Below are 12,504 nucleotides of genomic sequence, written 5' to 3'. Positions count from 1 at the left end.
AAATACCCCGCGGGGGTATGCGCTAAAGTAGCCGCATGAGGTCGGTTGTTCCCGTCGTCGCCGCGGCCATTGTCGGCATGGCCGTCGGCGGCTGCCACCACGCGCCCAGCCCGGCGCCGCCAGTGTCGACGACCGCCGCGGTGGGAATGAGCACCGGCAGCCCCACCGACGTGAGGTTTTTAGAAGACATCGTGATCCACCACCAGCAGTCCCTGGAGCTGACGGCCATGGTGTACAGCCAGAGCGGCGATCCGGCGCTGGTGGCGTTCGCCGACCAGAGCGCGGCCCAGCAGCGCACCGAACTGCAGGGCTGCCAGGCGCAGCTGCTGCAGTGGGAGGTCCCCGGCGAGCGCTCCGAGAAGGACCGTGCCGCCGACATTCCGGGCATGGTGGACAAGGCCACCATCGACAAGCTGCGCAGTGTGCGCGGCCCGGCGTTCGACACCCTGTGGCTGCAGACCATGATTGCCCATTACCGTGGCGCGATCACCATGGCGCAGAACGAGATTCAAAACGGCGAGAGTCCCGAGGCGATCAGTATCGCGCAATCGCTTCTGCCGTTCCAGCAGGCCGAGATCAATCAGATGAACCAGATGTTGGGAGCGCCATGACGACCGAGGCTCCGGGGTACTCCCCGCGCAAAGACAACTACGCCAAACGGCTGCGCCGTATCGAGGGCCAGGTGCGCGGCATCGCCAAGATGATCGATGACGACAAGTACTGCATCGACGTGCTCACCCAGATCAGTGCGGTCAACAGTGCGCTGCGGTCGGTGGCGCTGAACCTGCTGGATGAGCACCTGGTGCACTGCGTCAGCGGGGCCGTCGCATCCGGCGGCGCGGAGGGCGACGCGAAGCTGACCGAGGCCTCGGCGGCAATCGCGCGGTTGGTTCGCTCCTGATCTTCGCGCCGTTACCATGTGATCCAGCAGTTACCGGGAGCGCCATGCGCCACCACCACTGGACGCTGCCCCCACCACATGACTGTTGAAGCCGGAGAAGCCCGATTGAGGCCGTGGACGCCACAGACCACGGCGCGGTTGGCGATCCTGTCGGCCGCGGCCTTCATCTACGCCACCGCCGAGATCCTGCCGGTCGGCGCGCTGCCCGCGATCTCGGCCGGCCTGGACGTGAGCGAGGCGCTGGTCGGGACACTGCTGGCCTGGTATGCGGTGGTGGCAGCGGCGACGACGCTTCCCCTGGTGCGCTGGACCGCATTCTGGCCGCGGCGTCGGGTGCTGGTGCTCACCCTGGTCTGCCTGACCGCCTCCCAGGTGATCTCTGCCCTGGCCCCCAACTTCGCCGTGCTGGCGGCCGGCCGGGCGTTGTGCGCCGTCACGCACGGCCTGATGTGGTCGGTGCTGGCGCCCATCGCCACCCGACTGGTGCCACCCAGCCATTCGGGCCGCGCCACGACGGCGATCTACGTCGGCACCAGCCTCGCGCTGGTGGTCGGTATTCCGCTGACCTCGGCGATGAGTCTGCTGTGGGGGTGGCGGCTGGCCGTCGTGGTGATCACGGTGGCGGCGGCGGTCATCACGGTGGCCGCCCGACTCGCGTTGCCGCCGCTGGTGCTCAGCACCGACCAACTGGCGCTGGTCGGCAATCATCACCATCGCAACGGGCGACTGGTGGCGGTGAGCACGCTGATGCTGATCGCCGTCATCGGGCACTTCATCTCCTACACGTTCATCGTGGTGATCATCGAAGACGTGGTCGGAGTGCCGGGGGCTCGACTGGCGTGGTTGCTGGCCGCGTTCGGTGCTGCGGGGCTGATCGCGATGCCGCTGCTGGCGCGGCCGGTGGACCACCGGCCCAAACTGGTCACCGGCGGTTGCATGGCCGCGATGTCGGCGGCATTCGTCGTCCTGGCGGCACTGTCGATCGGCGGACATCACAGCACCGGCACGACGGCGGTGGGGGCGGCCGCGATCGTGCTGTGGGGGGCGATGGCGATGGCGGTCTCGCCGATGCTGCAGTCGGCGGCGATGCGCACCGCGCCCGACGATCCCGACGGCGCGTCGGGGCTCTACGTCACCGCGTTTCAGGTCGGCATCACCGGCGGCTCGCTGGCCGGCGGGCTGCTGTTCGAGCGGGCCGGGACCTCAGCCATGCTCACGGCTTCGGCAATGCTGGTCGGCGTCGCCGCGGTCGGCATCGCGGCCAGTAAGCGCTTGTTCATCGTTCCCTGACGCATTCGGGCCGGTAACGTTGGCCACTGGGGCTGACAGTCAAAGACGCTGGTCAATGGCGTTAGGCCGTGCGGCGTGCGTCGCTGTTTCCCCGCTTGGCGAGTTAGCTGGCGGCCGTCCTGTGAGACAATGGAATCACGTTTGTGACCGGAGGTAGGTAGATGTCGGGATGGAAGCGCGCGCAACTCGGCGCGTGGCTCAGCACCGCTGGCTTGGCCGCGAGCCTGGTACTCGGGTGTGGTTCAGCACTGGCCGACCCGCCTCAGCAGCCCGGCGACCCGGCCGGGGCGGAGGCCGGCCCGGTTGATCCGTTCGGGCCGCCGCCGGCACCGCCGTTCCCCCCGTTCCCGTGGGAGCTGCCCCCGCCGCCGCAGGGCGAGCCGGTGGCGTTCCCGCCGCCGCCCGCGGAGCAGCTCGCGCCGGGCCTGCCCGCCGCGCCCGAGGGCGTCCCGCCGGGCCCGGACCCGCAGGCAGTTGCGTCCGAGCCGACAGACCCGGCAGCCCCCACGGAGCCCGGCGCGGTGTCGGCCGCGGCCGCTGGACCGGTGGTGGGGCAAAACCCCGAGCCGTTCACCGGTACGGCGCCGTTCCAGCCGCCGACGTTCAATCCGGTCAACGGCTCGACGGTGGGTGTCGCCAAGCCGATCATCATCGACTTTCAGCGGCCGATCGTCGACAAGGCGGCGGCCGAGGAGGCCATCCACATCTCGTCGACCCCGCCGGTGTCCGGCAAGTTCTACTGGATGACTCCCAGTCAGGTGCGGTGGCGTCCGCTGAACTTCTGGCCCGCCCACACCGTCGTCAATATCGACGCCGGCGGCACCAAGTCGAGCTTCCGCATCGGTGACTCGCTGGTGGCCACCGCCGACGACAAGACGCACCAGATGACGATCACCCGTGACGGCAAGGTGGAGAAGACCTTTCCGATCTCGATGGGGATGAGCGCGGGCGGTCACGAGACCCCCAACGGCACCTACTACGTGTTGGAGAAGTTCCCCACGGTGGTGATGGACTCCTCCACCTACGGGGTTCCGGTGAACTCCAGTTGGGGATACAAGCTCACCGTGCAGGATGCGGTCCGGATCGACAACAGCGGCGGGTTCGTGCACAGCGCGCCGTGGTCGGTGGCCGATCAGGGCAAGCGCAACGTCAGTCACGGCTGCATCAACCTCAGCCCGGCCAACGCCAAGTGGTTCTACGACAACTTCGGCAGCGGTGATCCCGTCGTGGTGAAGAACTCCGTCGGCACCTACACCCAGAACGACGGCTCCCAAGACTGGCAGTTATAGGTCAGTTTCTCCCCCGCGAGCAGACGCGAAAGCCCCCATTTCAGCGTGAAAATGGGGGCTTTCGCGTCTGCTCGCCCGGGAAAGGCGCGGGGAAAACCGGCGCTCAGTTCCAGATACGGACCCGCGCGGCCGGCTCGAGATACAGGGCGTCGTCGGGTGTGACGTCGAAGGCGTCGTAGTAGGCGTCCATATTGCGGATCACGCCGTTGCAGCGGAACTCCGGAGGGGAGTGCGGATCCACCGCCAGGCGCCGGATCGCCTCGGCCTCACGTGATTTCGTCCGCCAAACCTGCGCCCAACCAAAGAAGACGCGCTGGGTGCCGGTCAAGCCGTCGATCACCGGTGCCTCGGCGCCGTTCAACGACAACTGGTAGGCGAGCAGAGCGATGGACAGCCCACCGAGGTCGCCGATGTTCTCCCCGACGGTGAACGCACCGTTCACGTGCTTGTCGGGCGCCAGCCCGCGCGGCACGTAATTCTCGTACTGGGCGATCAATGCCGTGGTGCGGGAACCGAATTCGGCGCGGTCGGCGTCGGTCCACCAATCGATCAGGTTGCCGTCGCCGTCGTACTTGGCGCCCTGATCGTCGAAACCGTGCCCGATCTCGTGGCCGATCACCGCGCCGATACCGCCGTAGTTGGCCGCATCGTCGGCGTCGGCATCGAAGAACGGCGGTTGCAGGATCGCGGCGGGGAAGACGATCTCATTCATCCCCGGGTTGTAGTAGGCGTTGACGGTCTGCGGCGTCATGAACCATTCATCACGGTCCACCGGCTGGCCCAACTTGGCCAGTTCCCGGTCGTAATTGACCGCATAGCCGCGCAGGTAGTTGCCGTACAGGTCGGCGGGGTCGGTGACCAGCCCCGAGTAGTCCCGCCACTTTGCCGGATAGCCGACCTTGGCGGTGAACTTGTCCAGCTTGGCCAGCGCTCGCTCCCGCGTCGCCGGGGTCATCCAGTCCAGGTTGGTGATGCTCACCCGGTAGGCCTCGCGCAGATTGGCGACCAGCTCGTCGATACGCGCCTTGGCATCCGGCGGGAAATGCTGGGCCACATAGAGCTTTCCGACGGCATCGCCCATCAGGGATTCCACCACCGACACGCCCCGCTTCCAGCGGTCACGGATCTGCTCGGTGCCCGAGAGCCGACGGCCGTAGAACTCGAAGTCCTCGGCGACCAGCTCGTCGGTGAGCAGTCCGGCGCGCGCGTGAATGACCCGCCACCGAGCCCAGTCCTGCCAGTCGGCGAAGTCCGCACTCGCCCACAGTTCAGCAAACGCGGTCAGGTAATCGGGTTGCCGCACCACCAGCTCGGCCAGCTCGCCCGAGGCGGCCGGCGGCAGGCCCAGAGCGCTCACCCACCCTGCCCAGTCGAAGCCGGGCGCCTCGGCCGGCAGCTCGGCGAAGGTGCGCAGGTTGTAGGTCAGCTCGGCGTCGCGACGCTTCACCACATCCCAGTGCGCGCCCGCCAGCCGGGTCTCCAGCGCCACAATGCGTGCCGCGGTCTCGGCGTGCTGTTCGGTTTGTCCGCCGTAGACCAGTGCGAACATCGCCGCGATATGAGCCGGGTAGGCCGCCAGGATCTCGGCGTGCTGCTCCTCGCGGTAGTAGGACTCGTCAGGCAGCCCGATGCCCGACTGGCTCAGATGCAGCAGGTAGCGGCTGGAGTTCTTCGAATCGGTGTCCACATAGAGCCCCACGCCCCCGCCGACCCCGGTGCGCTGACCGGCGGCCACCACCCGGGCCAGGGCGTCGCGGTCGACGGCCGCGTCGATCGAGGCCAGCTCGCGAAGCAGCGGCGCAACCCCGCGGTCGCGGACGGTCTGCTCATCCAAGAAGCTGGTGTAGAGGTCGCCGATCCGGCGCTCGTCGGTGTCGGGCGCAGCCGTACCCGCTGCGGCCGACTCGGCGGCGGCGGTGAGCAGTTCGCGGACTTGGCTCTCGGCGCGGTCGAACAGCGCGCGGAAGGCTCCATCGGTGGCGCGGTCCGGTGGCATCTCGTAGCCGTCGAGCCAGCGGCCGTTCACATGACCGAACAGATCGTCCTGAGGGCGGACACCGCTATCTACATAGGTGAGATCAAGGCCAGAACGGATGGCGGGTGAGGTCACCGTCCCATCCTTCCACGGCGAACCGCATAGCTCTGCGGTAGCGTCACCGCCATGCCTGACGAGGAACAACCTGACATCTCCGACGAGATGGACGACGGAATCATCGAACCCGGCGCCGACACCACCGAGAGCGCCGCGGACCAGGTCGCGGACAAAGCGGACGAAACCGCGGACGAAGCGGACGAAGAGGTCCGCGAAGAGGCCCCGGCGAAGGCCGCCAAGAAGAGCACCCACAGCAAACCGGCTAAGCCCTCGGGCGGGGGCCTCTCGGGCTACGGGTGGGGGTCGGTGGTCCTCGGTCTGGTCGCCGTGGCCGCGCTGGTCTTCAGCCTGATCACCTGGAAAGTGCACCACGACGACGTCAACGAACGCGGCTACCGCAGCCGGGTGCTGCAGACCGCCGCCAGCTGGACCAGCGTGCTGATCAACCTCAACGCCGAGAACGTCGAGAAGGGCATGGTGCGGCTGCGCGACAAGACCGTGGGTGAGCTCAACGCCGAGTTCGACGCCGCCTTGGCGCCCTACCGCGATGTGGTGCAGCGGATCCAGTCGCGCAGCAGCGGCCGGATCGAGGCCGTCGCCATCGAGTCGGTGCACAACGAACTCGACGAGCAGTCCGAGACCGTCACCGAGGAGCCGTCGAGCCCGGGTCGCACCGACCCGGTGATGGTGATCGCCACATCAATAGCCGAGAACGTCGGCGGCAGGCCGCAGACCGTGCACTGGGCTCTGCACCTCGACGTCACCGACGTCGCCGGTGACCTGATGATCTCCCGATTGAGGTCGATTCGATGAGCAAGCTGGATGTCGTGAAGTCGCAGTCACTGTGGCGGATGGTGGCCGTCGACGTCGCCTCGCCGCTGGCCGCGGTCGGCGGTCTGCTGCTGGTGGGGCTGACCCTGGACTGGCCGGTCTGGTACGTGTCGCTGTGCTCGGTGCTGGTGCTGTTGATCGTCGAGGGCATGGTGGTCAACTTCATGCTGCTGCGCCGCGACAAGGTCACGGTCGGCACCGACAACGAGCGCCCCGGCCTGCGGTTCGGCGTCGTCTCCCTGGCCGCGGCGGCGCTGGTGGCCGCGGCGGTGCTCGGGTACCTGCGGTGGACCGTTCCGGACCGCGAGTTGGAGGCCGACTCGGGTGAGGCGGTCAAGGTCGCGGTGGCCATGGCCGAAGCGGCGGCCACGGTTTCGCCGGCCGACCCGAACGCATCGATCGAGAAGGCAGTGACCTACATGGTCCCGGACCGGGTCAACGCCTTCCGGGAGAGCATCGGCCGGACGGCCAACGACATGGCCGAACGCAACATCGCGGTCGAGGCGCAGACGGTCAGTGCCGGTGTCGAGGCGCTCGGGCCGTCGGCGGCACGCGTCGCGGTCGTGATGCGCAGCGTCCAGACAGTCGCGAACCAACAGGTCAAGCAGTCGATTGTGCCGGTGCGGGTCACGCTGACCAAGCGCGGCGGGGAGTGGCTGGTGCTGGAGATGTCCCCGATCCACGCCCGCTGACGCACCCGGCGTCAGACGACGTCGGGCGCTTCGCGGGTGTGCAGCTTGACGAAGCGGTCAGACAGTCGGCGCATCCGGATCATCAGGGAGGCCGGCGGGCTGACCGTGGCATTGAGGTATTCACCCAGGGTGTCGGCGGGAACCCCGATCCGGGAGGCGAACTCCTGCTGGCTCAATCCCGACCGCTCGATCAGCACCCGCATGTGACGCGCGACCTCCGCGCGCTCATTGGACTCCAGGTGGGCCCGGGTGCGACTGAGAACCTCCGAGAGCGCCTTGGCGATACCGAGGGATTCGGTGCCTTCCAGCACCTCTTCGACCTGGCGCGCGGTCCGGCCGTAGGGATCGCGCTTGAGTGCCACCACGATCTGCTGCCAGGTGGCGATGTCGCCGGACTGCAGCGCAGCGCGGATAGCCGACGTGGGCCAGAACTCGACCGGCCGGTCGGTGTCGCCGGACGGCTGCCGGGGCAGCGACCCACGACGTCGATCAGCGGCCAACGTCACCTCGCCTCCTCCAGCATCGCCACGGCAACTGCCAGGCAGCGCCCTTGGACGTGTTCCCAGTCCGTACTCGCCCCAAGCGCATCGTCGCCGGAGGTGTAGTCGCCGCGTGCGGTGGGCTCCGGATCGGCGAGTCGACATACCAGCTGGGTGGCCATCCAGTGTCCGTCGGCTGGTTGACCAGAGTAGTACGCATCAATGGCGCAGAGCGCGTCAGCAACGGTTTTAGGACCCAGTGCATCGGCGAGCTCGGCGAGCGCGGCGTAGTCCCGGCGGCTGTTGCGTGCCAGCACGAGGTAGCCCGCCAACCGCAGGGTTTCGGCCCCGGTGGGGATCTGCAGGCGGTCACCGGTGGGAAGCTGGACAGCGGCGGCTTCCATCGGACGGCATCGGGTCAACGGGGGTATGTCAAGCCCGATCTCGGTGGCTGCCCAGGACTCGGTTTCCAGCGCGTCGAGGGCAATGGCGAGCCGGCGCCGCCACACGGTGACCGGGTGAACCGGACGGATGGTGCGCGGCTGGGCGCGGTCGGTACCGGTACGCGACTGCCAGCCACCGGTCAGCCGCGCCAGCGCCTGGCTGACCACTCTGCCGCCGGCCGGCGCGGGCGCTGTCGCCGACCCGGTGTCGGCGGGCACCGCCTGCAGCCTGCTGGTGGCCATCTCCGCGACGCCGCAGCCGCGCAGCGCCAACGGGTCGCTGACACAGACCACGTCGGGGGCCAGCCCTTTGAGCCGGGCGGCCGACTTGACCACCACGCGAAGGTCGGCACTGGGAGTGATCAGGGCGGAGATGTCGTCCGGTATCACCACGACGTCGCCCAGATCCACACTGGGAAGCGGCTTTTCAAAGTCGACCGAGGGCAGGATCCGGGCCAGCCAGCGGGGCAGCCACCAGTTCCACTCGGCGAACATCGCCATCAGCGCGGGTACCAGGACCAGGCGCACCACGGTGGCGTCGACCGCGATCGCCACCGCGCAGGCCACCCCCAGCTCGGCGACCAGCGGCATTCCGGCGAACGCGAATCCGATGAACACCGCGATCATGATCAGGGCGGCGCTGGTGATGGTGCGCGCGCTGGTGCTCACCCCGTAGGCGACGGCGTCGTGGGTGTTGCCGGTCTGCAGGAAGCGCTCGCGGATGCGGGTCAGCAGGAAGATCTCGTAGTCCATCGACAGGCCGAACGTCATCGCCAGCACGAGCGGCGGGATGAACGTGTCGATGGAACCGGTCGATGCGAAACCGAATCGTTCGAACCAGCCCCACTGGAACACCATCACCAGACTGCCGTAAGCCGCCGCCACCGACAGCACCGTCATCACGACGCCCTTGAGCGCCAGCAGCACCGACTGGATGGACACCAGCAGCATCAGGAAGGCGATCAGCGCCACGAAGACCAGCACCATCGGTTCGGCGGCCTCGACGCGGTCGTCGAAGTCCTTGATCAGCGCCGTCGGTCCGCCGACATACACCTGCACCGCCGGCGAACCGGCGGCCTGCGGCAGGTGTTCACGCATCCAGTCGACGGTGGTGCGGGCCGCCATGTCCTCGGGGTCGACGGACAGCACCGCAGACAGCAGGCCACTGTTGTTGTCGTCGCCGAAGACTGGCGGGGACACCGAGGCGATATTGGGCGCCTGCGCCATCTCCTGGCGGATCGCTGCGAAGGTCTCGGCGTACTTCGGTGCCGATGCATCCTCGCCGGGAATGGTCACCAACACCCGGACCGGTCCCAGCGCGCCCGGACCCAGGGCCTGGGCCGCCGCGGCCACCCCGCCCCGGATCTCGTGGGAGGAGTCGAACTGGCGGAGCATGCTGTTACCCAGCGACAGCGACAGTGCCGGCGCCGCCAGGGCCAGCAGGAATCCCGCGGCCAACAGGGCCGAGACCCAGGGGCGGCGCATCACCGAAGCCGTCCAACTGGTCCAGAATCGTGATTGGGCCGTCTGCGGGCTTCGTGCCCAGTGCAGCAGCGCCGACCGTTTGGCCACCGCCCGGCCGAATACGGCCAGCACCACCGGCGTCAGGCTCACCGAAGCCAGCACCGCCACCGACACCGACAGGATCGCGCCGGTCGCCATCGACACCAGCACCGGTGTGTTGATCAGATAGATCCCGGTCAGGGAGGCAACGACGGTCAGACCGGAGAGCACCACGGCCAGCCCGGACGTCGCCATCGCCGCATCGACGGCCTCCTGCGGCTGGCGTCCGGCGCGCAGTTCCTCTCGGTAGCGCATCAGGATGAAAAGCGAGTAGTCGATGGCCAACGCGATCCCGAACATCGACACCGTCGAGGTGACGAACACCGACATCGTGGTGAACATGGACAGCAGGTAGACCAGCCCCATCGTGACGATCACCGTGCCGATCCCCAGTGCCAGCGGGATGGCGGCGGCCGCCAGCGAACCGAACACGGCCAGCAACACGATCAACACGATCGGCAGATTCCACTGCTCGGCCGCGCCGATATCCTGCTTGGTCTTCGCCGAGGCGGCGGCGCCGAGTGCGCCCTGCCCGATCACGTAGAGGTTCACCGAACCGTTCTCGACCCGGCCGGGATGTTCGCCTTCCACGCCCAGCTTCGTGCGCAGCTTCTTGGCGACGTCGACCGCGCCGGTGTTGTTGAAATCCACCCGCAGGGACACCACGTAAGGCCGGTCCGGCCGGGGCGGCGGCTGGGTCGTGTCCGGCAGCACCGTCACGCTGGGAACCTCGCCGGCGGCCCGCTTGAGCAGCGCGACGGCATCTTTCATGTCGCGGTAGGTGGCGTCGGCGCGGGGCGCGGCGACCAAGGCCAGCGGTGAGGCGCCCTGCTCAGGGAAGTGATCCTCGAGCTCGTACTGCACGTGCAGCGACTGCGATCCCCGGACCTCGAAGCCGCCGCCGGTGAGGTGACCGGACTGCGTGCCGGCCAGGTAGAGCGACGGGATCACAGCAAGTAACCACCCTGTGAAGACCACCCAGCGGAATCTGCGCAGGTTGCTGCTGAAGCGCATCATGAACTGCTGGATTTCGTCTCTCCCCGCTCTCGCCCGCACCGGTGCGTCGCGTTTGCGAGCCTACCGCAGCAACGTGTGGAGCCGACCGTTTCAGTCGCGCTGAGCTGCTCCGATGCCGTCCGGGGACCATGCTGTGACCAGGTCGATCTGCGCTCGGGTGGCGGCAACAGGTGGTTACTGTCAGGATGTTGGAAAAGGCTGGCTTTCGATCTGCCGTTGCTGCCGGGGGGCATCGCACGCGCACCAGACCATCGTCGAAGCGCGTCATCCGCACCGTGGCGGGATTCTCCGGGGCCGATCGGAGATCTCGCCCATCGTGAGGAGAAATTCGTGCGCATCACCCGTCGCAGTCTGTCCGGCAAGGGCGTCCTTGCCGCCGTGCCGGTCGTGCTGGGCGGGGCCGTCGCGGGCGTGCTGCTGGCCACTCCGTCGGCACCCTCGGCGACCGCAGCCAAAGACCCCTGCGTGGCCAGCGAGATAGCCCGAACCGTGGGCAAGGTCGTCACCGCGACCGGCGACTACCTGGACTCGCACCCCGACACCAACCAGGTGATGACGGGTGCGCTGCAGCAGCAGCCCGGCCCGCAGACGCTGGCGAACCTCAAGGCGCACTTCGACGCCAATCCGAAGGTCGCAGATGACCTGGCCAAGATCGCCGCGCCGGTTCAGGAGGTGACTGACCAGTGCAAGCTGGCGGTCAGCCTGCCGCAGGTGCTCGGGCTACTGCAGGCCGTACAGGCTCAGGGCGGGCTGCCAGGAGGCGGACTGCCGGTGGGCGGCCTGCCGGTGAGCGGACCTCCGGCCGGTGCGGTGACGCAACCGGTCGCGATTCGCTGAGGACCGGCGCGTACTCGTCGGTCGCGTGGTCGGCTGCGTTGTCGGCGCGGAACACCAGGCAGAACACCACCCACCCCACCGCCGATATCAGCACCCAGCTGATCAACCGGTAGATCAGCACCGCCGAGATGGCGTCCGGCAGGGTCAGCCCGCTGGACACCAGGCCCGGGACCAGCACGGCCTCCACGACCAACAGGCCACCGGGAATCAGGGGAATCGTTCCGGCGGCGCGGGCGGCGGCGTAAGCCACCGTCAATCCGGCCACCGACGCCCGTCCACCGGTGGCGTAGGCGGCGCACGCCAGGCAGGCGACGTCGGCGACCCAGTTGTACAGCGACCAGCCGAACGCCGTTGACAGGTCGCGGCGGCCCAGGCTCACCGACTCCAGTTGGCTCAGCAGCCGGCGCCAGGTCGTGATCCCGGCGTCCGCGGGACGGGTTCGCAGCGAGTTGAACCAGGACAACGCCCGAACGCCGATGCCGTCGATCAGCTCCGGGCGCGAGGCGACCGTCTGGGCCAGCATCAGCAGCGCGAGGAAGCCGCCGAGGGTCAACACCAGTGAGATCGGGTTGTCACGGGCGCCGAGGAAAAACGCGCCGCCCAGGCCGAGTGCGGCCAGACCGATCGCCTGCAGCACCCCCGACATCACCAGTTGCCACGACGCCACCACCGGGGTCGCGCCCCAGCGGCGTTGCTGCCGGTACAGGAAGGTCGCCGACAGCACCGGGCCGCCGGGCAGGGTGGTACTGAGCGAGTTGGCGGCGTAGAAGGCGGCCTCGGACTGCTTCTGCGAGACGTGTACACCCGCCGAACCCAGCAGCGTCCGCTGGATCTGCGCGAAGCTGTGCATCGACGCCGCCGCGGCCACCACCGCCCCGACCAGCCAACGGGCGTCGGCCCGGCAGAGACTGCACCACGCGGCAGCAACCTGGTCCCACACCAGTACGACTTCGACGGTGAGCACCGCCGCGACCAGACCCACCAGGACCCGACGCACCCACCAGTATTTGGGGCGAACGGCGACGCCGGGGGCGACGCAGTCGTGAGAAACGGGGGCGGGGGGCACGAAT

At 68.4% G+C, this 12,504-nt stretch carries 10 protein-coding genes and 1 pseudogene; 7 read left to right on the top strand and 4 right to left on the bottom strand.

The window, feature by feature from the left end; genetic code table 11:
* Window positions 1–35 precede the first annotated feature (35 nt).
* The 4 genes from AWC18_RS13380 (at window position 36) to AWC18_RS13365 (ending at window position 3,480) form a co-directional block, all read left to right on the top strand.
* A complete protein-coding gene (locus tag AWC18_RS13380) occupies window positions 36–611 on the top strand; it encodes a DUF305 domain-containing protein (protein WP_085139038.1) in 576 nt (191 codons plus the stop codon).
* Window positions 608–901, top strand: coding sequence for a copper-sensing transcriptional repressor RicR (ricR, locus tag AWC18_RS13375; protein WP_076049299.1), 294 nt, complete (start codon window positions 608–610; stop codon window positions 899–901). Before AWC18_RS13380 ends, ricR begins: the two co-directional genes overlap by 4 nt.
* A gap of 78 nt (window positions 902–979) precedes the next feature.
* Window positions 980–2,191, top strand: coding sequence for an MFS transporter (locus tag AWC18_RS13370; RefSeq protein ID WP_085139037.1), 1,212 nt, complete (start codon window positions 980–982; stop codon window positions 2,189–2,191).
* Window positions 2,192–2,352: 161 nt separating this feature from the next.
* Complete coding sequence (locus AWC18_RS13365; RefSeq protein ID WP_085139036.1) at window positions 2,353–3,480, top strand: L,D-transpeptidase; 1,128 nt, start codon at window positions 2,353–2,355, stop codon at window positions 3,478–3,480.
* A 103-nt stretch (window positions 3,481–3,583) separates the two neighbouring features.
* On the opposite strand, the gene AWC18_RS13360 is transcribed toward AWC18_RS13365, so the two are convergent.
* On the bottom strand, window positions 3,584–5,590 hold the full coding sequence (locus AWC18_RS13360; RefSeq protein WP_085139035.1) for a M13 family metallopeptidase: 2,007 nt from the start codon (window positions 5,588–5,590) through the stop codon (window positions 3,584–3,586).
* 51 nt (window positions 5,591–5,641) lie between these two features.
* Between AWC18_RS13360 and AWC18_RS13355 the strand changes: the two genes are divergently transcribed.
* Both AWC18_RS13355 and AWC18_RS13350 read left to right on the top strand, forming a co-directional pair.
* The gene (locus tag AWC18_RS13355) at window positions 5,642–6,385 is read left to right on the top strand and encodes an Rv1363c family protein (RefSeq protein WP_109560080.1); all 744 of its coding nucleotides are present in this window, start codon (window positions 5,642–5,644) and stop codon (window positions 6,383–6,385) included.
* Window positions 6,382–7,095, top strand: a complete 714-nt coding sequence (locus tag AWC18_RS13350; protein ID WP_085139034.1) for a hypothetical protein — start codon at window positions 6,382–6,384, stop codon at window positions 7,093–7,095. The genes AWC18_RS13355 and AWC18_RS13350 overlap by 4 nt, the downstream gene beginning before the upstream one ends.
* A gap of 11 nt (window positions 7,096–7,106) precedes the next feature.
* Here AWC18_RS13350 and AWC18_RS13345 read toward each other — a convergent pair whose 3' ends face one another.
* Together AWC18_RS13345 and AWC18_RS13340 are read right to left on the bottom strand one after the other, a co-directional pair.
* A complete protein-coding gene (locus AWC18_RS13345) occupies window positions 7,107–7,601 on the bottom strand; it encodes a helix-turn-helix domain-containing protein (RefSeq protein ID WP_082961100.1) in 495 nt (164 codons plus the stop codon).
* Window positions 7,598–10,597: an MMPL family transporter gene (locus AWC18_RS13340; protein ID WP_064998018.1), complete on the bottom strand. Its 3,000-nt coding sequence runs from the start codon at window positions 10,595–10,597 to the stop codon at window positions 7,598–7,600. The genes AWC18_RS13345 and AWC18_RS13340 overlap by 4 nt, the downstream gene beginning before the upstream one ends.
* Window positions 10,598–10,672: 75 nt before the next feature.
* Here AWC18_RS13340 and AWC18_RS22295 point away from each other — a divergent pair.
* Window positions 10,673–11,278, top strand: a pseudogene (locus AWC18_RS22295) (hemophore); the annotation flags it as partial.
* Window positions 11,279–11,294: 16 nt separating this feature from the next.
* On the opposite strand, the gene AWC18_RS13330 reads toward AWC18_RS22295, so the two are convergent.
* Window positions 11,295–12,500, bottom strand: coding sequence for a lysylphosphatidylglycerol synthase transmembrane domain-containing protein (locus AWC18_RS13330; protein WP_234806523.1), 1,206 nt, complete (start codon window positions 12,498–12,500; stop codon window positions 11,295–11,297).
* Window positions 12,501–12,504: the final 4 nt, after the last annotated feature.

Origin of the sequence: Mycolicibacter nonchromogenicus (assembly GCF_002101775.1) — a bacterium.
GTDB lineage: Bacteria > Actinomycetota > Actinomycetes > Mycobacteriales > Mycobacteriaceae > Mycobacterium > Mycobacterium nonchromogenicum.
The sequence above is the reverse complement of the archived record's forward strand: the minus strand, read 5'-3'. Positions and strand labels throughout refer to the sequence as shown.

Bases quoted from the DNA above. Each gene is read 5' to 3' on its own strand.
- AWC18_RS13380 (WP_085139038.1), top strand. From the start codon at position 36: ATGAGGTCGGTTGTTCCCGTCGTCGCCGCGGCCATTGTCGGCATGGCC.
- ricR (WP_076049299.1), top strand. From the start codon at position 608: ATGACGACCGAGGCTCCGGGGTACTCCCCGCGCAAAGACAACTACGCC.
- AWC18_RS13370 (WP_085139037.1), top strand. From the start codon at position 980: ATGACTGTTGAAGCCGGAGAAGCCCGATTGAGGCCGTGGACGCCACAG.
- AWC18_RS13365 (WP_085139036.1), top strand. From the start codon at position 2,353: ATGTCGGGATGGAAGCGCGCGCAACTCGGCGCGTGGCTCAGCACCGCT.
- AWC18_RS13355 (WP_109560080.1), top strand. From the start codon at position 5,642: ATGCCTGACGAGGAACAACCTGACATCTCCGACGAGATGGACGACGGA.
- AWC18_RS13350 (WP_085139034.1), top strand. From the start codon at position 6,382: ATGAGCAAGCTGGATGTCGTGAAGTCGCAGTCACTGTGGCGGATGGTG.
- AWC18_RS13340 (WP_064998018.1), bottom strand. From the start codon at position 10,597: ATGATGCGCTTCAGCAGCAACCTGCGCAGATTCCGCTGGGTGGTCTTC.